At 60.1% G+C, this 23,354-nt stretch carries 22 protein-coding genes and 1 pseudogene; 6 read left to right on the top strand and 17 right to left on the bottom strand.

Features of this window, described 5'->3' with window-relative positions:
- Positions 1 to 59 precede the first annotated feature (59 nt).
- Positions 60 to 635 (top strand): DUF6436 domain-containing protein, encoded by a 576-nt coding sequence (locus BLU75_RS24295; protein WP_084378626.1) that lies wholly within the window; start codon positions 60 to 62, stop codon positions 633 to 635.
- 29 nt (positions 636 to 664) lie between these two features.
- Entirely contained in the window at positions 665 to 3,031 is a 2,367-nt protein-coding gene (locus tag BLU75_RS24290) for a penicillin acylase family protein (RefSeq protein ID WP_084378627.1), read from the top strand.
- 20 nt (positions 3,032 to 3,051) lie between these two features.
- Here BLU75_RS24290 and BLU75_RS24285 read toward each other — a convergent pair whose 3' ends face one another.
- Entirely contained in the window at positions 3,052 to 3,957 is a 906-nt protein-coding gene (locus tag BLU75_RS24285; protein WP_084378628.1) for an AraC family transcriptional regulator, read from the bottom strand.
- Between the two features lie 99 nt (positions 3,958 to 4,056).
- On the opposite strand from BLU75_RS24285, the gene BLU75_RS24280 reads away from it, so the two are divergent.
- Positions 4,057 to 4,410: a carboxymuconolactone decarboxylase family protein gene (locus BLU75_RS24280; RefSeq protein ID WP_084378629.1), complete on the top strand. Its 354-nt coding sequence runs from the start codon at positions 4,057 to 4,059 to the stop codon at positions 4,408 to 4,410.
- On the opposite strand, the gene BLU75_RS24275 is transcribed toward BLU75_RS24280, so the two are convergent.
- Entirely contained in the window at positions 4,388 to 5,353 is a 966-nt protein-coding gene (locus tag BLU75_RS24275; RefSeq protein ID WP_084378630.1) for a GlxA family transcriptional regulator, read from the bottom strand. The two genes, BLU75_RS24280 and BLU75_RS24275, sit on opposite strands and share 23 nt — an antisense overlap.
- Before the next feature lie 218 nt (positions 5,354 to 5,571).
- On the opposite strand from BLU75_RS24275, the gene BLU75_RS24270 reads away from it, so the two are divergent.
- Positions 5,572 to 6,213 (top strand): HD domain-containing protein, encoded by a 642-nt coding sequence (locus BLU75_RS24270; protein WP_084378631.1) that lies wholly within the window; start codon positions 5,572 to 5,574, stop codon positions 6,211 to 6,213.
- A gap of 291 nt (positions 6,214 to 6,504) precedes the next feature.
- Here the strand turns inward: BLU75_RS24270 and BLU75_RS24265 are convergent, their stop codons facing one another.
- From BLU75_RS24265 to BLU75_RS24230, 8 genes and pseudogenes are all read right to left on the bottom strand, one after another.
- Positions 6,505 to 7,389, bottom strand: a complete 885-nt coding sequence (locus BLU75_RS24265; protein ID WP_084378632.1) for an ABC transporter permease subunit — start codon at positions 7,387 to 7,389, stop codon at positions 6,505 to 6,507.
- Positions 7,386 to 8,306 (bottom strand): ABC transporter permease subunit, encoded by a 921-nt coding sequence (locus BLU75_RS24260; RefSeq protein WP_084378633.1) that lies wholly within the window; start codon positions 8,304 to 8,306, stop codon positions 7,386 to 7,388. The genes BLU75_RS24265 and BLU75_RS24260 overlap by 4 nt, the downstream gene beginning before the upstream one ends.
- On the bottom strand, positions 8,303 to 9,445 hold the full coding sequence (locus tag BLU75_RS24255; RefSeq protein WP_084378634.1) for an ABC transporter ATP-binding protein: 1,143 nt from the start codon (positions 9,443 to 9,445) through the stop codon (positions 8,303 to 8,305). The genes BLU75_RS24260 and BLU75_RS24255 overlap by 4 nt, the downstream gene beginning before the upstream one ends.
- Before the next feature lie 67 nt (positions 9,446 to 9,512).
- A complete protein-coding gene (locus tag BLU75_RS24250) occupies positions 9,513 to 10,607 on the bottom strand; it encodes a polyamine ABC transporter substrate-binding protein (RefSeq protein ID WP_084378635.1) in 1,095 nt (364 codons plus the stop codon).
- Positions 10,608 to 10,851: 244 nt separating this feature from the next.
- Entirely contained in the window at positions 10,852 to 11,964 is a 1,113-nt protein-coding gene (locus BLU75_RS24245) for a polyamine ABC transporter substrate-binding protein (protein ID WP_084378636.1), read from the bottom strand.
- Positions 11,965 to 12,163: 199 nt separating this feature from the next.
- On the bottom strand, positions 12,164 to 13,528 hold the full coding sequence (locus BLU75_RS24240; protein ID WP_084378637.1) for an aspartate aminotransferase family protein: 1,365 nt from the start codon (positions 13,526 to 13,528) through the stop codon (positions 12,164 to 12,166).
- Positions 13,529 to 13,585: 57 nt separating this feature from the next.
- Positions 13,586 to 14,944, bottom strand: a complete 1,359-nt coding sequence (locus tag BLU75_RS24235; protein WP_084378638.1) for a glutamine synthetase family protein — start codon at positions 14,942 to 14,944, stop codon at positions 13,586 to 13,588.
- Between the two features lie 226 nt (positions 14,945 to 15,170).
- Positions 15,171 to 15,351, bottom strand: a pseudogene (locus tag BLU75_RS24230) (gamma-glutamyl-gamma-aminobutyrate hydrolase family protein); the annotation flags it as partial.
- Between the two features lie 278 nt (positions 15,352 to 15,629).
- On the opposite strand from BLU75_RS24230, the gene BLU75_RS24225 reads away from it, so the two are divergent.
- A complete protein-coding gene (locus tag BLU75_RS24225) occupies positions 15,630 to 17,006 on the top strand; it encodes a glutamine synthetase family protein (RefSeq protein ID WP_084378639.1) in 1,377 nt (458 codons plus the stop codon).
- A 154-nt stretch (positions 17,007 to 17,160) separates the two neighbouring features.
- A complete protein-coding gene (locus BLU75_RS24220) occupies positions 17,161 to 17,796 on the top strand; it encodes a TetR/AcrR family transcriptional regulator (RefSeq protein WP_084378640.1) in 636 nt (211 codons plus the stop codon).
- A gap of 168 nt (positions 17,797 to 17,964) precedes the next feature.
- On the opposite strand, the gene BLU75_RS24215 is transcribed toward BLU75_RS24220, so the two are convergent.
- The 7 genes from BLU75_RS24215 to BLU75_RS24185 form a co-directional block, all read right to left on the bottom strand.
- Entirely contained in the window at positions 17,965 to 18,180 is a 216-nt protein-coding gene (locus tag BLU75_RS24215) for a TOBE domain-containing protein (RefSeq protein WP_003213899.1), read from the bottom strand.
- Between the two features lie 27 nt (positions 18,181 to 18,207).
- Complete coding sequence (ssuB, locus tag BLU75_RS24210) at positions 18,208 to 19,014, bottom strand: aliphatic sulfonates ABC transporter ATP-binding protein (protein WP_084378641.1); 807 nt, start codon at positions 19,012 to 19,014, stop codon at positions 18,208 to 18,210.
- Positions 19,011 to 19,799: an aliphatic sulfonate ABC transporter permease SsuC gene (gene ssuC / locus BLU75_RS24205; RefSeq protein ID WP_084378642.1), complete on the bottom strand. Its 789-nt coding sequence runs from the start codon at positions 19,797 to 19,799 to the stop codon at positions 19,011 to 19,013. Before ssuC ends, ssuB begins: the two co-directional genes overlap by 4 nt.
- A gap of 7 nt (positions 19,800 to 19,806) precedes the next feature.
- Positions 19,807 to 20,955 carry an FMNH2-dependent alkanesulfonate monooxygenase gene (gene ssuD / locus BLU75_RS24200; RefSeq protein WP_084378643.1) on the bottom strand — a complete coding sequence of 383 codons (1,149 nt, stop codon included), beginning with the start codon at positions 20,953 to 20,955 and terminating at the stop codon, positions 19,807 to 19,809.
- A 25-nt stretch (positions 20,956 to 20,980) separates the two neighbouring features.
- A complete protein-coding gene (locus BLU75_RS24195; protein ID WP_090221579.1) occupies positions 20,981 to 21,949 on the bottom strand; it encodes a sulfonate ABC transporter substrate-binding protein in 969 nt (322 codons plus the stop codon).
- 91 nt (positions 21,950 to 22,040) lie between these two features.
- The gene (gene ssuE / locus BLU75_RS24190; protein ID WP_084378645.1) at positions 22,041 to 22,634 is read right to left on the bottom strand and encodes an NADPH-dependent FMN reductase; all 594 of its coding nucleotides are present in this window, start codon (positions 22,632 to 22,634) and stop codon (positions 22,041 to 22,043) included.
- A 48-nt stretch (positions 22,635 to 22,682) separates the two neighbouring features.
- Positions 22,683 to 23,321: a peroxiredoxin gene (locus tag BLU75_RS24185; protein WP_084378646.1), complete on the bottom strand. Its 639-nt coding sequence runs from the start codon at positions 23,319 to 23,321 to the stop codon at positions 22,683 to 22,685.
- Positions 23,322 to 23,354: the final 33 nt, after the last annotated feature.

Here is a 23,354-nt window from a genome sequence, read left to right as displayed (position 1 = left end):
CGATATTCATCTGTCAGGGCAAGCATGGCAAGCTACGCGACCATCGAGGATTGATCCGAATGCGAAAACCCTACCGCACCGCCCTGTTGGCCAGCCTGATCATCCTGATCTGCGGCGCGATGCTGTGGGCCGCGTATGACTGGTTCCAGGGTCGCTACCTGCGGGCTTTCAGCCAACACACCGCAGTGTTTTCCGGAGACATGCTCACACTGCCCGAGCCCCTTGCAGGCCCCGGCCCCATTCGCCTGGTGCATTTCTGGGACCCGGCCTGCCCGTGCAATGTCGGCAACCAGCAGCACCTCAGCGAATTGATTGAACAGTACGCGCCCCAAGGCGTGGAGTTCTATGCCCTGCAAAAAGCCGGCAGCCACGGCCAACTGCCCGCGACCCTCGGCGCAATGACCCTACTCAGTGCCTTGCCCGGCGCCGAGCAGGTCCCCGCCAGCCCGGCCGTGGGCATCTGGGATCGCAATGGCAAGCTGGCGTATTTCGGTCCTTACAGCGAGGGACTGACCTGTAATTCGAGCAACAGTTTTATCGAGCCGATCCTGCAAGCACTCAACAGCGGGCGCGAGGTGAACGCTATCCACACCCTGGCAGTTGGCTGCTATTGTTCGTGGCCTAAAGACCTGTAGCCCGTCGCCCTCTTTACTAAGGATTGTTCATGAAGCGCGTCTTGTCGGTTCTCGCCGCCCTGCTGGTATTGATCGCCCTCGGCGCCGGCTGGTACGTCTACAGCAAGCAACCGACCCGTCAGGGCACGGTGCAGTTGGCCAACCTGCAAGATTCGGTCACGGTGCGCTATGACGACCGGGGCGTGCCGCATATCCGCGCCGAGAACGAGGCCGATCTGTACCGCGCGCTGGGTTACGTGCACGCCCAGGACCGGTTGTTCCAGATGGAAATCATGCGCCGCCTGGCCCGGGGCGAACTGGCCGAAGTGCTGGGCGCCAAGTTGTTGGACACCGACAAGCTGTTTCGCAGCCTGCGCATCCGCGAGCGCGCCACCACCTACGTGGCCCAGATGGATCGCCAATCACCGCACTGGAAAGCCTTGCAAGCGTATCTGGACGGAATCAACCAGTATCAGGACAACCACGCCCGCCCCATGGAGTTCGACGTGCTGGGCATCCCCAAGCGGCCGTTCACCGCCGAAGACACCATCAGCGTCGCCGGTTACCTGGCCTACAGCTTTGCCGCGGCCTTTCGGACCGAGCCCTTGCTGACTTATGTGCGCGACCAACTGGGCAGCGACTACCTGAAGGTGTTTGACCTCGACTGGAAACCCAAGGGCGACCTCGGTCTGGCCGCCACCGACTGGCAAGGCCTGAGCGCCATCGCCCGCCTCAGCGAGCAGGCCCTGGCCGACAACGGCCTGCCGCAGTTCGAAGGCAGCAACGCCTGGGCCATCAGTGGCAACCGCACCAAGAGCGGCAAACCGTTGCTGGCGGGCGACCCGCATATCCGCTTCTCGGTGCCATCGGTGTGGTACGAGGCGCACCTGTCGGCGCCCGGCTTCGAACTCTACGGTTATCACAACGCCCTGGTACCGGTGGCGTTCCTGGGCCACAACAAAGCGTTTGGCTGGAGCCTGACGATGTTCCAGAACGATGACCTCGACCTGATCGCCGAGAAGGTCAACCCGGACAATCCCAACCAGGTGCGCTACCACGACCAGTGGGTCGACATGACCACCAGCGAGCAACAGATCGCGGTCAAGGGCCAGGCGCCGGTGACGCTGACATTACGCCAGTCGCCCCACGGCCCGATCATCAACGACGTGCTCGGCGCCAACGCTGGTACCACGCCGATTGCCATGTGGTGGGCGTTCCTCGATACCGAAAACCCGATCCTCGATGGGTTCTACCAACTCAACCGCGCCGACACCCTGGCCAAGGCCCGCCAGGCAGCCGCCAAGGTGCATGCGCCGGGGCTGAACATCGTCTGGGCCAATGCCAAGGGCGATATCGGTTGGTGGGCCGCGGCGCAGTTGCCGATCCGCCCGGCCGGGGCCAATGCCGGGTTTATCCTCGACGGCAGTACGCCGCAGGCTGACAAGCTGGGCTTCTACCCGTTCAGCGCCAACCCCCAGGAAGAAAACCCGGCCCGTGGTTATGTGGTCTCGGCCAATGCCCAGCCGGTCTCGCCCACTGGTATGCAGATCCCCGGCTATTACAACCTGGCCGACCGCGGCCAGCAGTTGAATACGCAATTGAGCGACAACCGCGTGAAATGGGATGTGGAAAACAGCCAGGCCCTGCAACTGGGCACCACCACCGCCTACGGGCCACGCTTGCTGGCTCCGCTGCTGCCGGTGCTACGCGAGGTGGTCAAGGATCCGGCCGAACTCAAGCTGCTAGAGCAACTGGCCATGTGGAAAGGTGACTACCCGGTGGAGTCGGTCCCGGCCACGCTGTTCAACCAGTTGCTGTATGACCTGACGGACGCCGCCTTCCGCCCCAAGCTGGGCGACGACATGTTCAAGACCCTGATCACCACCCGCGTGGTCGACGCCGCCTTGCCACGCCTGGCCGCCGCCGATTCGCCGTGGTGGAACAGGCAGCGTGCCGAGACGGTCAAGCGCGCCTGGGACAAGAGCCTGGCCCACCTGAAAACCACCTTCGGCGATGACCCGGCGCAATGGCAATGGGGCAAGGCGCATACCCTGACCCATGGCCACCCGCTGGGCATCAAGAAGCCGCTGGACCAGATCGTCAATGTCGGCCCGTTTGCCTCCCCGGGCAGCCACGAAGTACCGAACAACCTGTCTGCAATCATTGGCCCGGCGCCATGGCCGGTGACTTACGGCCCATCCACCCGACGCCTGGTCGACTTCGCCGACGCCGCCCACGCTCTGACCATCAACCCGGTGGGACAGAGCGGCGTACCGTTCGACAAGCACTATGCCGACCAGGCCGAGACCTACATCGAAGGCGGGTACGAGCAGACGCATTTTGATGAAGAGGAGGTCCAGGCCAATACTCGCGGCACCCTCAAGCTATTGCCGGCCCGCCCCCCACAACAGCCCTGACGAAACACCCTCCCACAGTTTTAATCTGCGTTGCGCATCCGACCGGGCGCCTGGCCATACGCCTCCTTGAATTTCTTGCTGAACGCCGCCTGGGATTGATAACCCACCCGGGCGGCGATATCCGTCAGGCTCAACCGCGACTGCTGCAACAGATTGAACGCCAGCTCCATGCGCAACTGGGTCAGCAGCACCCACGGCGATACGCCCGCCACTTTGACAAACGCGCGCATGAACGTGGCTCGGGACATCGACGCCGCGCCGGCCAGGCTGTCGATGGTCCAGTCATGCCCGGGCGCGGCCAGCATCGCCTGCCAGGCGCGGCCCAGGCGTTTGTCGGTGAGCAAGGTAAACGTCCCCGTCAGCGACGCTTGTTGTGCCAGCCAGGTGCGCACCAGCAAGGTGAACAGGGCCACCGACAACGCATCGATGAACGACCGCGCACCGAGCCGTTCGCCATCCGCTTCGCTGCGCATCAGCGCAATCAGGGCCGCCAGTTGCCCATCGGCCTGCCATTGCCGGCTGGACACCACCAGATACGCCGGCAACGCCGCGAACAGCACCGACTGGCGGTTGTAGTGAAAGCTGCCACAGAGCATCTCCACCTCCGGCTGATCGCCACCCAGGCGATGCACCTGAAGGACACCGTCGTCGATCACCCTGGGTAACATCGCCGGCACCGTCGCGCCCTGGCTGCGCAACAGGTGAGTCGCACCGCCGGGCAGCAGCAGGATATCGCCCTCTTCCAGGGTCACTCGCTGCCCGCCCGAAAGCTCGGCGCGGCAGGTGCCACTGACCACAATGTGATACGGCGCCACGCCCAGGGACTCGGGCGCATGGTCCAAGGCCCAGTCGCCCTGGAACTGGCAACGTACGTCGAGACTGCCGCGCAGATTGGCCATGGTGATCAGGGTGTCGATAGCGTTCATTTGCGAATATCGGTCAAAAAGTTGAGCGGATCGAACAATACCGCCAAACCCGAACGGCACACACTGGCTTCACACCCATCCCGTTCAGGAATAATCGCAATGTTCAATAACTGGTCCGACTTGCTGCCTACCGTGAAGAAAGCCTTTGGCACACTGGGCAAGAGCAACCCGAAGATGGTCAAAGCCTACATGGCGCTTGGCGAAGCCGCCGAGGAAAACCACGTCCTGGATGCCAAGACCCGCGAACTGATCTCGATTGCAGTGGCGATCACCACTCGCTGCGACGGTTGCATCGGCGTACATGCCGACGCCGCGATCAAGGCTGGCGCCACTCGCGAAGAAGTCGCCGCAACGCTGGCCACTGCCATCTCACTGAATGCCGGCGCCGCCTACATCTACTCGCTACGTGCGCTGGAAGCCTACGACACGCTCAAACCGGCGCCGCAAAGTTGAGCCGGAACTGCTGCGGCGTCACGCCCAGCCGGCGGTTGAACACACTGCGCATGTGCTGGGCATCGCGAAAGCCGCATTGATAGGCCACGGTCTTGAGCGGCGCGCTGCTGCTTTCGAGCATCACCCGCGCCGCGTCCACCCGCGCCCGCTCGACAAACTCCGCCGGGGTGATCCGCGCCTCACGGGCAAATACCCGCGAAAAGTTGCGCGCACTCATGTTGGCTGCGCGGGCCAGGTCAGCAATGCCCAGGTCGCCGGTCAGATTCGCCAGCACGTACAACTGCACCTGCGCCACCGCCGAGTTGGCTTCGGCGTGGGGCATCAGGAACGGGCTGAACTGTGACTGTCCGCCGCTGCGCTGGGTAAACACCACCAGGCGCTTGGCCACGCTCAAGGCCACTTCCGGGCCGTGGTCCTGGGCCAGCAGGTACAACGACAGGTCAATGCCCGCCGTGACCCCGGCCGAGGTGTAGAGGTTGGCGTCTTGCACGTACAGGCGGTCGGCGTCGACCTGGGTCGAGGGGCATAGTCGCACCAGATCCGCCGCGTCGCCCCAGTGCGTGGTGACCGTGCGCCCCTCCAGCAAACCCGCCCGCGCGAGCATGAACGCACCGTTGCAGATCGAGCCGAAACGCCGAGCCCTGGCACTGGCGCCCTGCAGCCACTGATTGAACCCCGGGCCGAAATCCTCGAAGGGTAACTGCGGGCCGCCGGCCACCAACAGCAGGTCATAGGCTTGCAGGGCCTCGCTGTAATGGATGTGTGCCTGCAATGCCAGACCGTTGGAGCAGGCGATGCTGCCCTGGACCTGGCCGATGACTTCGAGCTGGTAATGATCCTCCGGCGCCAGGAAGCGATTGGCCTCGCAGAACACGTCCATGGGACCGGTCACATCCAGTGACTGGACGCCGGGAAAGATCAGGATGGCGACGGTTTTGTGCATGGATGGCACACCTTTTCTATCGGAATAAACGATCAAACAAATGTGGGAGCGGGGCTTCACGGGAAAGCAGTGCCTGCTACACCCTAGCCGATTTCACTTGGCACGATGTGAGCGCACATTGGCCGGGATCGCATCCTCAGCGCGATGGCCCTCGCGCACAGGCGCGTCCAGACTGCACCCATCAGCGCCAACCCAGCGCTTTCTTGAGGATCATGACCATGAGTAGCACCATCGCCGGCATCAAAATCCCCGACAGCGCCCTGGCCAAGGCCACCACCGAATACATCCGTGACATTGAATCCGACCTGCTCTACCACCACTCCCGTCGCGTCTTCCTGTTTGGCGCCTTGAGCGGCGAGCGCAGGCATATGACCTACAACCCGGAGTTGCTCTACGTCGGCGCGATGTTCCATGACCTGGGCCTGGTGGCTGGCCATCGCAGTGACAACGAGCGTTTTGAAGTGGACGGCGCCAACGCTGCCGCCGACTTTCTCAAGCCCTACGGGTTGAGCGATGACGATATCGAGCAGGTGTGGTTGTCCATTGCCCTGCACACCACGCCTGGCGTGCCCAAGCACCTGCGCCCTACCGTCGCCCTGGTGACCGCTGGCGTGGAGATGGATGTGCTGGGCATGGACTACGCCGCGTTTACGCACGTGCAGCGCGAGGCTGTGGTGCATGCGCATCCACGGGGCGAAGGGTTCAAGGAATGCATCATCTGCGCCTTTGCCGACGGCTTGCGCCATCGCCCGCAGACCACGTTTGGCAACGTGAAGACCGATGTGTTGGTGGATCAGGAGCCGGGGTTCAAGCCGATGAACTTTGTCGAGGTGATTCGCCAGTCGCCGTGGACTGCCTAATCAACTTTAAATGCAACCCAGCGTGGGAGCTGGCTTGCCTTTGATGACAGCACCGCAAGCAACGAAAGCATGTTGAGGGAGGAGCTCAGGCCGTGAAGCAGCCCCAAAACCAGCCGCTACGGTGTATCTGATACATCGCATTCGGCTTACTGGGGCTGCTTCGCAGCCCAGCGCGGGCGATACGGCGTTCCGGCAAGCCCGCTCGCCACGACAGCCCCGTCTGCTTGAATTTATGCGTTGCGGCAAATTTGTATAGATACCGCTATCGCAGGCAAGCCAGCTCCCACATTTTTAGACCGGTGCGGGAGCCCGACGTACGTCCGGCTGTTTCCAACCATCCGCTGCCGCTTCTTCGATGGCCTGCTGGATCGCTTTCTTGCGACGTTCTTCGGCCCGGCGGCTGAAAAACCACACCAGGAAGGTCACCAGTGACACCGCCAACAGGATCAGGCTGGCCACGGCATTGATCTCGGGTTTTACCCCCAGGCGCACAGCCGAGAACACTTCCATCGGCAACGTGGTAGAACCCGGCCCCGAGACGAAGCTGGCCAATACCAGGTCATCCAGGGACAGCGCGAACGACATCATGCCGCCCGCTGCCAACGACGGCGCGATCATCGGGATGGTGATCAGGAAGAACACCTTCCACGGCCGCGCGCCCAGATCCATCGCCGCTTCTTCGATCGACAGGTCCAGCTCACGCAAGCGCGCCGACACCACCACCGCCACATACGCCGCACAGAACGTGGTGTGGGCGATCCAGATGGTGAGGATGCCCCGTTCCTGGGGCCAGCCGATCATCTGCGCCATCGCCACGAACAGCAGCAACAACGACAGACCGGTGATCACTTCGGGCATCACCAGCGGCGCGGTCACCAGGCCGCCGAACAGCGTACGGCCCTTGAACTGGTTGATACGCGTCAGCACGAACGCCGCTAACGTACCCAACGCCACCGCGGCCACCGCCGTGTAGCAGGCGATTTCCAGGGAACGGGCAACCGAGCCCATCAATTGGGTGTTATCCAAAAGGCCGACATACCACTTGATCGACCAGCCGCCCCACACCGTCACCAGCTTCGATTCGTTGAACGAATAGATCACCAGGATCAGCATCGGCAGGTAGATGAACAGCAGCCCTACGACCAGCATGAAGCTGGAGAAACTGAAGCGCTTCATACCTTGCCCTCCATCTCTTTGGCCTGGCTGCGGTTAAACAGGATGATCGGCACGATCAGGATCGCCAGCATCACCACTGCCAGGGCAGACGCCACCGGCCAGTCACGGTTGTTGAAGAATTCCTGCCACAACACTTTACCGATCATCAGCGTTTCCGGACCGCCCAGCAGTTCGGGGATCACGAACTCGCCCACTACCGGGATAAACACCAGCATGCAGCCGGCGATAATGCCGTTCTTGGACAGCGGCACGGTGATTTTCCAGAAACTGTTGAAGGTGCTCGAGCCCAGGTCGGATGCGGCCTCCAGCAAGCTCTGGTCATGTTTAACCAGGTTGGCGTACAGCGGCAGGATCATGAACGGCAGGTACGAATAGACCACACCGATATATACCGCGATATTGGTGTTGAGGATCTGCAACGGCTCGTTGATCAACCCCATGGACATCAGGAAGCCGTTGAGCAAACCGTTGTTGCTGAGGATGCCCATCCACGCATACACACGGATCAGGATCGCCGTCCAGGTCGGCATCATGATCAGCAGCACCAGCACGGTTTGCATTTCCTTGCGCGCGGTGGCGATACCGTAGGCCATCGGGTAGCCGATCAGCAGACACAGCAACGTGCTGAAAAATGCCATTTTCAGCGAGCCGAGGTACGCGGCGATGTACAGGTCATCGCCCGCCAGCAAACTGTAATTGGCCAGGTTCAGCACCAATTGCAGCTTCTGCTCAACGTAGGTGTAGATCTCGGTGTAAGGCGGAATCGCCACGTCGGCTTCGGCGAAGCTGATCTTCAAAACAATGAAGAACGGCAGCGCGAAGAACAGAAACAGCCACAGGAACGGAATCCCGATGACCACCTGCTTGCCACTGGGGACTATGCGGTGCAAGCGCCGCTTGAATTTGCGCATGTTCATGAGCGCAGTACCACGCCGCTGTCGTCTTCCCACCACACGTAAACCTGATCACCCCAGGTCGGCCGCTGGCCACGGCGCTCGGCGTTGGCGACGAAGGACTGCACCAGCTTGCCGCTCGGCAACTCCACGTAGAACACCGAGTGACCGCCGAGGTACGCGATGTCGTGGACCTTGCCGCTGGACCAGTTGTGCTCGCAGGTCGGCATTTCGGAGGTGACCAGCAGCTTTTCCGGGCGAATCGCGTAAGTCACCGACTTGTCTTCCACCGCAGTGGCGATGCCGTGACCTACGTAGATGTTGCGATCCAGGTCAGCACACTCGAGCACCGCGTGACCTTCGGCGTCGTCCACCACCAGGGTTTCGAAGATGTTGACGTTGCCGATGAACTCACACACCAGACGGCTGGTCGGGGTTTCGTAGATATCGATCGGGCTGCCGATCTGGGCGATCCAGCCCAGGTGCATGATCGCGATGCGCTCGGCCATGGTCATGGCCTCTTCCTGATCGTGTGTCACCATCACACAGGTCACGCCGACGCGCTCGATGATCTCAACAAGCTCCAGCTGCATCTGCGAACGCAGCTTCTTGTCCAGGGCGCCCATGGGCTCATCGAGCAGCAACAGTTTCGGACGCTTGGCCAGGGAACGTGCCAGCGCCACCCGCTGGCGCTGGCCGCCAGACAACTGATGCGGTTTGCGCTTGGCGAACTGACTCATCTGTACCAGCTTGAGCATCTCGGCCACGCGCGCTTCGACTTCCGCCTTAGGGATCTTGTCCTGCTGCAGGCCGAACGCGATGTTCTGCGCCACGGTCATGTGCGGGAACAACGCGTAGGACTGGAACATCATGTTGATCGGACGCTCATACGGCGGCATGTCGGTGATGTCGACACCGTCGAGGAAAATCCGCCCCTCAGTCGGGCGCTCGAAACCTGCGAGCATACGCAGCAAGGTGGACTTGCCCGAACCCGAACCGCCGAGCAAGGCGAAAATCTCGCCTTTCTTGATCTCCAGGGACACATCGTCCACGGCAATCGTCTCGTCGAACTTTTTCGTGACCCGGTCGATTTTGACCAACACCTTTTTCGGTGTCTGGTCGCCCTCGAGGGCTTTCTTATAGGCGCCGGAGGCAACTGCCATTTACGAAACTCCCAACAAAAAAGAGTGCAGCTCGCCCCAGACGGGCGAACTCTGGATAGTTTGAGTCTTACTTGCCCGTCTTGACCTTGGTCCAGCTACGGGTCATCAGGCGTTGCACCTTCGGGGGTAACTCGCTGTTGACGAATGTCCGCTCGAGAACCGCCTGCGGTGGGTAAACCGCTGCGTCGGTGCGTATCGATTGATCCATCAGTTTGTCCGCCCCCGGGTTAGGGTTGGCATAACCGACGTAATCGCTGACCTGGGCGATCACCTCAGGTTGCAGCAAATAGTTGATGAACGCGTGCGCTTGCTTGACGTTGGTGGAGTCCTTGGGGATCGCCAGCACGTCAAACCACAGGTTGCCGCCTTCCTTGGGAATCACGTAGGCGATATTTACGCCTTTGCCCGCTTCGGCCGCGCGGGCCTTGGCCTGGAACACATCACCGGAGAAACCCGCCGCCACGCAAATATTGCCGTTGGCCAGGTCCGAGATGTATTTGGAAGAATGGAAGTAAGTCACGTAGGGACGTACTTCCAGCAATTTTTCAGCAGCCTTTTTATAATCGGCCGGGTTTGTGCTGTTAGGGTCCAGGCCCATGTAATTGAGAACCGCCGGCAGCATTTCATCGGCAGAGTCCATGAAAGACACACCGCAACTGGCCAGCTTTTTCATGTTCTGCGGCTCGAACAGCACCGCCCAGGAATCGATCTTGTCGACACCCAGCACTTCCTTGACCTTATCGACGTTGTAGCCAATGCCGTTGGTGCCCCACAGATAAGGCACCGCGTATTGGTTGCCCGGATCGTTCTTTTCCAGACGTTTAAGCAGCGCCGGGTCGAGGTTGGCGTAGTTGCTCAACTGCGCCTTGTCGATTTTCTGGAACGCCCCGGCCTTGATCTGCTTGCCCAGGAAATGGTTGGACGGCACCACCACGTCATAACCGGTGCGACCGGCCAGCAGCTTGCCTTCCAGGGTTTCGTTGGAGTCAAACACATCGTAGACGGGCTTGATGCCGGTGGCTTTTTCAAACTCGGCCAGGGTATCGGGACCGATATAGTCCGACCAGTTATAAACGTGCACGGTTGAAGCGGCTTGCACGCTGACTGCCAACGTGAGGCCCGCCCCTACCAGCAAGGCTTTGCGAAATAAGGAAATTGGCACGTGGAGGTCCTCTCAATTAGTTGGGCCTAAGTTGTTGCCCGAATTGCAGGGTCGTTTCACCGCCCGACAACAAAACCGGCGCGCAACTTACCTTCGATAAACCGATCCGGCAAAACTTTCTGTCATTTAATTTGTTGTAGGAGCGAGCTAGCTCGCAAAGGTCGTCAACGATAACGCGGGGCATCAGGCACCCCGCGGCGCATTTGAGTTTTTCGCGAGCACGCTCGCTCCTACCGGTTTTTGCTTATTTGCCCGATTTGATCTTGGTCCAACTGCGCGTCAGCGTCCGCAGGGTAGTGGGCGGCAGATCGCTGATGGCATACAGCTTGGCTTTCACTTCGTCCGACGGATAGATGCTCGGATCACCCGAGATATCTTTGTTCACCAGCGGCGTGGCGGCCTTGTTGCCGTTCGGGAAACGGACGCTGTTGGTGATCTCGGCCATGACTTCAGGCTGCATCAGGTAGTTCATGAACTGGTAGGCCGCGTCGAGGTTTTCGGCATCTTTAGGAATAGCGACCATGTCGTAGAAGCTGCCTGCACCTTCCTTGGGAATGACGTAGGAGACTTTGACTTTGCCGCCGGCTTCGGCAGCGCGGGACTTGGATTGTTCCAGGTCGCCCGAGTAACCCACGGCGACGCAGATGTTGCCGTTGGCGAGGTCAGAGATGTACTTGGAGGAATGGAAGTAACCCACCGAAGGACGAATCTTGAGGAACAACGCTTCGGCTTCAGCCAGTTGTTTTTTGTCGGTGGTGTCGGTCGGGTAGCCCAGGTAATGCAAGGCGGCGGGAATCATTTCGGTCGGTGAGTCGAGGAAACTCACGCCACAGCCTTTGAGTTTGGCGATGTTCTCGGGCTTGAACAGCACGTCCCACGAGTCGATCTTGTCGACGCCCAGCGCAGCCTTGACCTTGTCCGGGTTGTAGCCGATGCCGATGGTGCCCCACATGTAGGGAAACGCGTGCTTGTTGCCTTTGTCGCTGGCGTCGCCAACGGCCTTGAGCAGATCGGTATCCAGGTTCTTCCAGTTCGGCAGCCTGGACTTGTCCAGCTCCTGATAAACACCGGCCTTGATCTGCTTGGCGAGGAAGTTGTTCGAGGGAATCACGATGTCATACCCGGACTTGCCAGCCAGCAGCTTGGCTTCCAGGGTTTCGTTGCTGTCGAAAACGTCGTACACCACCTTGATGCCAGACTCTTTTTCAAACTCGGCGACAGTGTCCGGTGCAATGTAATCGGACCAGTTATAAACGTGCAGCACTTTGTCGGCGGCCTGGGCCGTGCCTGCCATTACACCCATCATGGACAAAGCCAGGAGGGTCTTGCCAGCGTTCTTCAAACCTAATGCCTTCATTCGGTCATGCTCCAATTTTTCTTTTTTGGGCCACAGCATTTTTGTCTATTAAAGAGTTGCATGTTTTGGTGGCCCAGGAAGGGCAACAAAACAGGGCGACAGTCTGGCAAGTTCAGGGGCCGGCTTTCAACCAAAGCCCCATTCTTTTATAACCACCCGGACGGAAAGCCTGCTGGCCGTTCCGTCCTGAGCCTAGCACTTAGCCTTGCAATGCCGCCAAGGTCAGGTCCAGGCATTGGCGAGCCTTGGTCACCAGCTCGTCAATCTCGGCCTTGCTGATCACCAGCGGCGGCGAAATGATCATGGTGTCGCCCACGGCGCGCATGATCAGGCCATTCTCGAAGCAGAAGGTACGGCAGATCATGCCCACGCCCTTGCCTTCATAACGCTTGCGCGTCGCCTTGTCTTGCACCAGCTCGATGGCACCCAGCATGCCGACACCGCGTACTTCGCCCACCAACGGGTGATCCGCCAACTCACGTAGACGCTTTTGCAAATACGGTGCCGTTTCGTCGTGAACACGGCTGACAATTTTTTCATCACGCATGATGCGGATGTTTTCCAGGGCGACCGCTGCAGCCACCGGGTGACCGGAATAGGTGAAACCGTGGTTGAAGTCACCGCCTTCGTTGAGCACGTCGACCACTTCGTCGCGCACGATCAGGCCACCCATCGGGATGTAGCCCGAGGTCAGGCCCTTGGCGATGGTCATCATGTCGGGCTTGAGATCGTAGAAATCGCTACCGAACCACTCACCAGTACGACCGAAGCCACAGATCACCTCATCGGCGACAAACAGAATGTCGTACTTGGCGAGGATCTCCTTGACGCGCGGCCAGTAGCTGGCGGGCGGCACGATCACCCCACCGGCGCCCTGGATCGGCTCGGCAATAAAGGCGCCGACGTTGTCCACGCCCACTTCCAGAATCTTTTCTTCCAGTTGGTTGGCGGCCCAGATGCCAAACGCTTCGGGGCTCATGTCGCCGCCTTCGCCGAACCAGTACGGCTGGGCGATGTGGACAATGCCAGGGATCGGCAAATCACCTTGCTCATGCATGTAAGTCATGCCGCCCAGGCTGGCGCCGGCCACGGTGGAGCCGTGGTAGCCATTCTTGCGGCTGATGATGGTTTTTTTGTTGGGCAGGCCCTTGATCGCCCAGTAGTGGCGGACCATGCGCAACATGGTGTCGTTGCCTTCGGAGCCGGAGCCGGTGAAGAACACGTGGTTCATGCCGGCGGGGGCGATATCGGCGATGGCCTTGGCCAATTCCAGTACCGGTGGGTGAGCGGTCTGGAAGAACAGGTTGTAGTACGGCAGTTGTTTCATTTGTTTGGCGGCGGCGTCAGCCAGTTCATCGCGACCGTAACCGATCGCCACGCACCACAGGCCGGCCATGCCGTCGAGAATCTTGTTGCCTTCGCTGTCCCACAGATAGACGCCCTTGGCGTTGGTGATGATGCGCGGGCCTTTCTCTTTCAACTGTTTGAAGTCGCTGAACGGTGCCAAGTGATGATCGTTGCTCAGGGCTTGCCATTCACGGGTTTGCGGGTTGTTGCTGGACATACCAATCTCCAAAAATAGCAGGTGAAGGTGCGGCGAATCCCAGCCGCACCCGGCGCATCAGACGGCGAAGAGCAGGAATTCCCGCTCCCACGAACTGATCACGCGCTTGAAGTTTTCATGCTCGGCCCGCTTGACCGCGACGTAGCCTGTGATGAACTTTTGACCCAGGTATTTCTCGATGGTCTTGCTGTTTTCCATACGCTCCAGCGCGTCTTCGATGGTCAACGGCAGGCGCAGGTTGCGACGCTCGTAACCCCGACCGACGACCGGCGCGCTCGGGCTGATGCCTTCGACCATACCGATATAGCCGCACAGCAAGCTGGCGGCGATGGCCAGGTACGGGTTGGCATCGGCGCCCGGCAAACGGTTTTCCACCCGGCGATTCTGGGGGCCGGCATCCGGTACCCGCAGGCCGACGGTGCGGTTTTCTTCCCCCCACTCCACGTTCACTGGCGCCGAAGTGTCCGGCAGGAAGCGGCGGAACGAGTTGACGTTAGGGGCGAACAACGGCAACAGCTCGGGAATGAGTTTCTGCAGACCGCCAATGTGGTGCAGGAACAGTTCACTCTTGGTTCCGTCTTCATTGGAGAACACGTTCTTGCCAGTGGCGATGTCGATGATGCTCTGGTGCAGGTGCATGGCGCTGCCAGGCTCACCGGTCATCGGCTTGGCCATGAAGGTGGCGGCCACATCGTGCTTGAGCGCCGCTTCGCGCATGGTGCGCTTGAACACCAGGATCTGGTCGGCCAGGGACAGGGCATCGCCGTGACGGAAGTTGATTTCCATCTGCGCCGTGCCGTCCTCGTGGATCAGCGTGTCGAGATCCAGCTCTTGCAGCTCGCACCAGTCGTAGACATCTTCGAACAACGGATCGAATTCGTTGGCGGCTTCTATGGAGAAGGATTGGCGACCGGTTTCCGGACGCCCGGAGCGGCCGATCGGCGGTTGCAGCGGGAAGTCCGGGTCTTCGCAGCGCTTGGTCAGGTAGAACTCCATCTCCGGCGCGACGATGGGCTGCCAGCCTTTGTCGGTATAGAGCTTGAGGACTTTCTTGAGCACGTTGCGCGGCGACAGCTCAATCGGGTTGCCTTGCTTGTCGTAGGTATCGTGGATCACCTGGGCGGTGGGTTCGATGGCCCAGGGCACCAGGTATACCGCGTTCTCGTCCGGGCGGCAGATCATGTCGATGTCGGCCGGGTCGAGCAGTTGGTAATAGATGTCGTCTTCGACATAGTCGCCGGTCACGGTCTGCAACAGCACGCTCTCGGGCAGGCGCATGCCTTTTTCGGCGATGAACTTGTTGGTCGGCGAGATCTTGCCCCGGGTGATACCGGTGAGGTCGCCAACCATGCATTCGACTTCTGTGATCTTATGGTCTTTCAACCAATCGGTGAGCTGGTCGAGGTTGTTACTCATAAATGCCTCTGGGCTGGGTTTCCTGACATCCATTAAAGGCCAGGCGTTGGTTGACGCAGCATCCGCGTCGTTTTGTCGATCAGGGTAAGAGCTTACCTGCCATTTGCGCTGACATTGCACTCCTCAAGCAAAAGCCGTGCAGAATCACGAGCGACACCCCGAATGGGAGCGGCCCGATGCGCAGACTTGGATTGCAGGCGAGAAGGTAAGCCGATAACGAAGGTGACGGCCAGGCCGTCAAAAATAATGGCCGGTTCGAACGCGTCCGCCTGGGACGGCATGATCAATGGCAAGCCCCTGGCAGTGGTGGCCACTGCGCGGACGTATGAGTCGCCACTGATGTGATAAGCATGCAGACCGACCTGTTTGGACCAGGCGGTGACGCCGATTGACGGCAGGCGATACATGAAGCACCCCGGTATTATTGCTGTTATGGGTTTGAATCGAGCTTAGCCTTGTTCATTTTTTAACACAACACCCCCGTAAAAAATACAATACGGCCCGCTCAACGTCGCAGGTCCCAAGCCCCTCAATCAGCTAAAAGCGCCCCAAACCGCCTCAAAAATGCCCTTGTGGCGCTTTTTTAGGGCAAAAAAGGCCTCGCTTGACTTCGGCAAGCCGTTCGGGTTGACTGAAACCAGAGAAGATCAATGATTGATATTTTTAACAACAAAGGTGTTGCATCATGTCGGTACCCCCGCGTGCCGTTCAGCTTAACGAAGCGAACGCGTTCCTTAAGGATCATCCTGAGGTTCTGTACGTAGACCTTCTAATTGCGGATATGAATGGTGTGGTGCGCGGCAAGCGCATCGAACGCACCAGCCTCCACAAGGTTTACGAGAAGGGCATTAACTTGCCTGCCTCTTTATTTGCCCTGGATATCAATGGCTCGACGGTGGAAAGTACCGGCCTGGGTCTGGATATCGGTGATGCTGACCGAATCTGTTATCCAATCCCTGACACCCTGTGCAATGAGCCCTGGCAAAAGCGTCCTACCGCGCAATTGCTGATGACCATGCACGAACTTGAAGGTGAACCTTTCTTCGCCGATCCGCGCGAAGTGCTGCGGCAAGTCGTGACCAAGTTTGACGAGCTCGGCCTGACCATCTGCGCAGCCTTCGAGCTTGAGTTCTACCTGATCGACCAGGAGAACGTGAACGGCCGGCCTCAACCGCCTCGCTCGCCGATCTCCGGCAAACGCCCGCACTCGACCCAGGTCTACCTGATCGACGACCTCGACGAATACGTCGACTGCCTCCAGGACATTCTGGAAGGTGCAAAAGAGCAAGGCATTCCGGCCGATGCAATCGTCAAGGAAAGCGCCCCGGCCCAGTTCGAAGTGAACCTGCACCACGTGGCCGATCCGATCAAGGCCTGCGACTACGCCGTACTGCTCAAGCGCCTGATCAAGAACATTGCCTACGACCATGAAATGGACACTACCTTCATGGCCAAGCCTTACCCGGGCCAGGCAGGCAACGGTTTGCACGTGCATATTTCGATCCTGGACAAGGAAGGCAAGAACATCTTTGCCAGCGAGGATCCCGAGCAGAACGCCGCATTGCGTCACGCAATCGGCGGTGTGCTGGAGACCCTACCCGCTCAAATGGCGTTCCTGTGCCCCAACGTCAACTCCTACCGCCGTTTCGGCGCACAGTTCTACGTGCCGAACTCGCCGTGCTGGGGCCTGGACAACCGTACCGTGGCGATCCGCGTACCCACCGGCTCCGCCGATGCGGTGCGGATCGAACACCGTGTGGCCGGCGCCGACGCCAACCCTTACCTGCTGATGGCTTCGGTCCTGGCGGGCGTGCACCACGGTCTGACCAACAAGATCGAACCCGGCGCACCGGTGGAAGGCAACAGCTACGAGCAGAACGAACAGAGCCTGCCGAACAACCTGCGCGACGCATTGCGCGAGCTGGACGACAGCGAGGTGATGGCCAAGTACATCGATCCGAAATATATCGATATCTTTGTCGCCTGCAAGGAAAGTGAGCTGGAAGAGTTCGAGCACTCCATCTCCGACCTTGAGTACAACTGGTACCTGCATACCGTGTAAGCGCTTGCTCCCGCTAAAAGGAACGCCGCTGACTTGGGTCGGCGGCGTTTTTTTATGGGTTTATTCCGGAAGACCACGCTTGCTCCCGATGAGGCCCTGGCAGACAACACCGTTTCCTGCTCATACAATGCGCGCTGCCTTGTAGGAGACTTCAATGACATCCCGCCCCACCGCCCCTCGCAAACCCCGCGCCCGCAGCCAGGCCCGGATCGACGCGATACTCGACGCCGCCCGCACCTTGCTGGCCGCCGAAGGCGTGGGCAGCTTGTCGATCTATAGCGTGGCTGAGCGCGCACAGATTCCACCGTCGTCGGTGTATCACTTTTTCGCCAGCGTGCCGGCCTTGCTGGAAGCGCTGACCGCCGACGTCCATGCGGCCTTCCGCGCAGCCCTGCAGGCGCCCATCGATCACGACAAAATCCAGCACTGGCGCGACCTTTCTCGCGTGGTCGAGTTGCGCATGCTGACCATCTACAGCAAGGACGCCGCCGCCCGCCAGTTGATCCTTGCCCAGCATGGCCTTACCGAAGTGACCCAGGCGGACCGCCAGCATGATCTGGAATTGGGCGATCTGATGCTGGCCGTATTCAACCGCCATTTTGAAGTGCCGACGTTGCCGTCCGATGTCGATGTGTTTGCCCTGGCGCTGGAGTTGAGCGACCGCGTGTATGCGCGCTCAGTGCATCAGCACGGGCAGATCACGCCGCGCATGGCGGAGGAAGGAATGCGGGTGTTCGATGCGTATGTGGGACTCTATCTGCCGGCGTTTTTGCCCAAGCGGGTGCTGTAGGAGCGAGCTTGCTCGCGAAAAACCTGAGATCGCCTCGGGGGCCAGATTTCCCGCGCCATCGTTAACGATCTTCGCGAGCAAGGGCTAGGCACCCCCTCGCTCCTACAGGGCGCCGCCCCCGGCGCGGAGGACACCATAGCCCCCCGCAACCCTCACCAGAAACAGCAACTACAACTTGGCAATCGACACCTCGGTCGACTTCACGAACGCAATCACCTCACTGCCAATCACCAATTCCAGCTCTTTGACCGAGCGGGTGGTGATCACCGACGTGACGATACCGGACGCGGTCTGCACATCGATTTCCGATAACACGTCGCCTTCGACGATCTCCTTGATGGTGCCTTTGAACTGGTTACGCACGTTGATGGCTTTAATAGTCATGGTGTTCTTCCTTCAGGGACAAGTGAGTTATTGAGCCCAACGCAGTTGCGTAGGCAGCGGTGAAACAGGTTCCGGCTCTGGCGGGGTGCCAGGCAACGACAACACACGGTTAAGTACTTCGGTTTCCAGGGCCGCAAGGCGGTGCGAGCCACGAACCCGTGGGCGCGGCAGGTCGATGTGCAAGTCGAGGCCGACTTCGCCGTCTTCGATCAGGATCACCCGGTCGGCGATAGCAACGGCTTCGCTGACGTCGTGGGTTACCAACAGCACGGTGAAGCCATGCTTGCGCCACAGGTTTTCAATCAGTTGCTGCATTTCGATCCGAGTCAGGGCGTCCAGCGCACCCAAGGGCTCGTCCAGCAGTAACAAACGTGGTTGATGGATCAGCGCACGCGCCAGGGCAACGCGCTGCTTTTGCCCACCGGACAGGGCGGCGGGCCATTCATCGGCACGCTCGGCGAGGCCGACCGCTTCCAAGGCATCAAGCGCCTGAGGCCGCCAATTACCCTTGAGTCCCAGGCCAACGTTATCGATGATCTTTTTCCACGGCAGCAAACGTGCCTCCTGGAACATCAACCGCGTGTCTTCAAGCGCTTCATGCAGTGCCCCGGAGCCGGCCAGCAGCTCGCCGCCACTGGCGTTATCCAGCCCGGCCAGCAAGCGCAACAATGTGCTTTTGCCACAGCCACTGCGGCCGACCACCGCCACGAACTGGCCTGCCGGAATATGCAGGTCAATGCCCTTGAGCACTTCGCGCGTGCCGAATGACTTGCGCAACTGGCGCACCGCCAGCGGGATGCCTCGCAACAGGCGCGGAGGTTGTTGAGCCGTCATGCCGCACCTCCTTTACTGACTTGATACGCCGGATGCCAGCGCAGCCAGACTCGCTCCAGGCCACGCGCCGCCAGGTCTGCGAGCTTGCCAAGAACGGCGTACAGCACAATCGCCAGCACCACGACATCGGTTTGCAGGAACTCCCGGGCATTCATCGCCAGGTAACCGATACCGGAACTGGCCGAGATGGTCTCCGCCACGATCAGCGTCAACCACATAAAGCCCAGGGCAAAACGCACGCCCACCAGAATCGATGGCAAGGCACCCGGCAGGATCACTTGGCGAAACAGGCTGAACCCGGACAGGCCGTAGCTGCGGGCCATTTCCACCAGTGCCGGATCGACGTTACGAATGCCGTGGTAAGTGTTGAGGTAGATCGGAAACAGCGTGCCGAGCGCGACCAGGAATACCTTTGCCGTTTCATCGATGCCGAACCACAGAATGACCAAGGGAATCAGCGCCAGGTGCGGCACGTTACGAATCATCTGCACCGAACTGTCCAGCAGACGCTCGCCCCACTTCGACAGGCCAGTGATAAACCCCAGCGCCAAGCCGATCCCGCCGCCGATGACAAAGCCCAGCCCGGCACGCCAACCACTGATGGCCAGATGTGTCCATATTTCGCCGCTGCGCACGAGGTTGATAGCGGCCTCGATCACCGCGCCAGGCGCTGGCAGAATCCGTGTCGACAGCCAACCCGCCGACACCGACAACTGCCATACCGCCAATAACAGCAGCGGCAAGGCCCACGGCGCCAGTCGATGAGAAATGCGTTGAATACTCATCAAAACCTCAGCTCTGTGCCGCAGCTTTGGGAAGAATGTCGTTGGCTACCATCTCGCCAAACGGGCTGACATAACCACCGCTTTTCGGCAACTCGGGACGTTCGATATCCAGGTGTGGGAAGAGCAGCTCCGCCACCCGATATGACTCCTCCAAATGTGGATAACCGGAGAAGATGAAGGTATCGATGCCCAGGTCTGCATACTCCCTGACTCGCGCCGCAACCGTCGGGCCATCACCGACCAGGGCAGTTCCCGCGCCGCCGCGCACCAGGCCAACGCCGGCCCACAGGTTCGGGCTGACTTCCAGGTTGTCGCGACTGCCGCCATGCAAGGCCGCCATGCGTTGCTGGCCAACCGAGTCAAAGCGCGCCAGTGAAGCCTGGGCCCGGGCGATGGTGTCGTCGTCCAGATGGGAGATCAGTTTGTCAGCCGCTTTCCAGGCTTGATCATTGGTTTCGCGCACGATGACATGCAGGCGTATGCCAAAGCGCACGGTGCGCCCCAGCTTCGCGGCCTTGGCCCTTACCTGCTCGATCTTCTGCGCTACGGCCTCCGGTGGTTCGCCCCAGGTGAGGACCATTTCCACTTGTTCGGCCGCCAGGTCCTGGGCCGCTTCGGACGAGCCACCAAAGTACAGGGGCGGACGCGGTTGCTGGACCGGTGGATAGAGCAGCTTGGCGCCTTTGACGCTGATGTGCTGGCCGTCGTAATCCACGGTTTCGCCTTCCAGCACCCGACGCCAGATACGGGTGAACTCCACTGACGCCTGATACCGCTCTTCATGGCTGAGAAACAAGCCGTCACCGGCCAGTTCTTCAGGATCACCACCGGTCACCAGATTGAACAGCGCCCGCCCACCCGAGAGTCGATCCAGGGTCGCCGCCTGACGCGCAGCCACCGTTGGAGAAATAATCCCGGGACGCAGGGCAACCAGAAATTTCAAGCGCTGGGTCACCGGTATCAGCGACGCGGCCACCAGCCACGAGTCTTCGCAAGAGCGTCCGGTGGGAATCAACACGCCGCCAAAACCCAAGCGGTCCGCCGCCTGGGCCACTTGCTGCAAATAACCATGATCGACGGCGCGCGCGCCTTCAGTGGTGCCAAGGTAATGGCCATCACCATGGGTGGGCAGGAACCAGAAAATATTGAGGCTCATGGAGTTGTCTCCTGAAAAAGGCGAATTACGGCGCTTTGGCAACGGACGCAGGTGGCGTCCAGATCACGTCCTTGATGCTCAAGGGCTTGGGGATCAATTTGAGTTGGTAGAAGCTGTCGGCGATTTTCTGCTGCGCCGCGATCACTTCCGGGGTCAGGAACAACGCACCGAAGCCTTGGCGCTGCATCGAAGTCAGGGTGACATCGATCGGCAGGCCGAGCAGCGGGGCAACTTGGGCGGTTACCTCTTGCGGGTTGGCCTTGGCCCAATCGCCGACGGCGCGCACTTCTTCCGCCAGCGCCTTGACCACCTCCGGGTGTTTTTCGGCGTAAGGCCGAGTGGCCAGGTAGAACTGATGGTTATCGGCGAGGCCGCTGCCGTCACGCAGGGTGCGGGCCTGCAGCTGCTGCTCGGCGGCCGCCTGGTACGGATCCCAGATGACCCAGGCGTCGACACTGCCACGCTCGAAGGCGGCGCGAGCATCAGCGGGGGGCAGGAATACAGTCTGTACGTCGGTATATTTCAGGCCGGCATCCTCCAGGGCGCGCACCAGCAGGTAATGCACGTTGGAACCTTTGTTGAGGACGACTTTTTTGCCCTTGAGGCCCTGCACCGAGGTGATCGGCGACGCCTTGGGTACCAGGATTGCCTCGCTGGTGGGCGCAGGCGGTTCATAGGCGACGTAGAGCAGATCGGCGCCGGCTGCCTGGGCGAAGACCGGGGGCGTTTCGCCGGTCACACCAAAGTCGATCGAGCCGACATTCAGCCCTTCCAGCAACTGCGGACCGCCAGGAAACTCGGTCCATTGCACTTGAACGCCCTGTTCGGCCAGGCGTTTTTCCAGCGTGCCTTTTACCTTGAGCAGCACCAGCGTGCCGTATTTCTGATAGCCGATACGCAGGGTCTCGGCCGCTTGTGCTTGAACAATGACGCCAAAGGACACAGCCGCGGCAAACAGCGCGACCAGTCCCCGACGCAAGATGACAGTGCGCATGGCGCTCTCCAAATAGCGATAAGGGTTCTGGCTGCACCTGCTTGGCCGTTGGCGGCTGAGTAAGGTGAGGGTTACTGAATCAGGGTACGGCTCAAATGCTCCAGCGAGCACTCAACAAACGTTCATTCAACACGTGCGGATCAAGTGGTTTCGGGCGACGGGCCAACGCGCTGTAGAACTGCTCCAGGGCTTCGCTCAAGCGTTGCTCGAGCACCGGCACCAATTGCGCCTGTTGACTGCCTTCGCCATAAGCGATCTGGCTGTCTTCGGCGAAAATCCCATGAAGCAACTCCTGGGCTTTCAAGGCCGACAGCACCGGCTTCAACGCGTAGTCCACCGCCAGCATGTGCGCAATGCTGCCGCCCGTGGCCATGGGCAATACAACCTTGTGCGCCAGCGCACGCTCGGGCAGCAGGTCGAGAATGCTTTTCAGCGCGCCAGAAAACGATGCCTTGTATACCGGCGTGGCAATCAGCAAGCCATCGGCGTTGGCCACTTGCTGCAACAGGTCGAGGACTTTCGGGCTGTCGAAACGTGCATGCAGCAAGTCCTCGGCCGGGAAGTCCCGTACCCGATAACTCACCACTTCGACACCTTGTTGCTGCAACCAGCGTCGGGAATGATCCAGCAGCACCCCGGAGCGGGAGCGTTGGCTGGGACTGCCACCAAGTGTTACAACCAGCATGTATGAAATTCCTTGAGCACGTGTCAGCGGTTCGCGACGTGGCGCGCCTTAGCGATTGGGTTGGGGGGTAAGCCGCAGATAAGGTTTCACCGCCCGATACCCCTTGGGAAAACGCTGTTTGATTTCCTCCTCGTCCTTGAGCGACGGCACGATCACCACTTCATCACCGTCCTGCCAGTTGGCCGGGGTCGCGACTTTGTAGTGGTCGGTCAGTTGCAGCGAATCAATGACCCGCAGAATTTCGTGGAAGTTACGGCCCGTGCTGGCCGGGTAGGTAATGGTCAGGCGAATCTTTTTGTGCGGATCGATCACGAACAGCGAGCGCACCGTGAGCGTGTCACTGGCGTTCGGGTGGATCAGGTCATACAGATCGGAGACCTTTCGGTCGGCATCGGCCAGAATCGGGAAGTTGACGACGGTGCCTTGGGTTTCGTTGATGTCTTCGATCCACTTGTGATGGGAGTCCACCGGGTCCACGGACAAGGCGATGGCCTTGACGCTGCGCCGGGCAAATTCGTCCTTGAGCTTGGCGGTGAAGCCCAGCTCAGTGGTGCAGACCGGCGTGAAGTCCGCCGGATGGGAAAACAGTACGCCCCAGCTATCGCCCAGCCACTGGTGAAAACGAATCTTGCCGGCGCTGGAATCCTGTTCGAAGTCGGGGGCGATATCACCCAGTCTGAGGCTCATGGTTTGGCTCCTGATGAAGTGCTTATAGAGCCT

Origin of the sequence: Pseudomonas mucidolens (assembly GCF_900106045.1) — a bacterium.
In the GTDB taxonomy this organism is placed as follows: domain Bacteria; phylum Pseudomonadota; class Gammaproteobacteria; order Pseudomonadales; family Pseudomonadaceae; genus Aquipseudomonas; species Aquipseudomonas mucidolens.
This window is presented reverse-complemented; position numbering and strand designations above follow the sequence as displayed.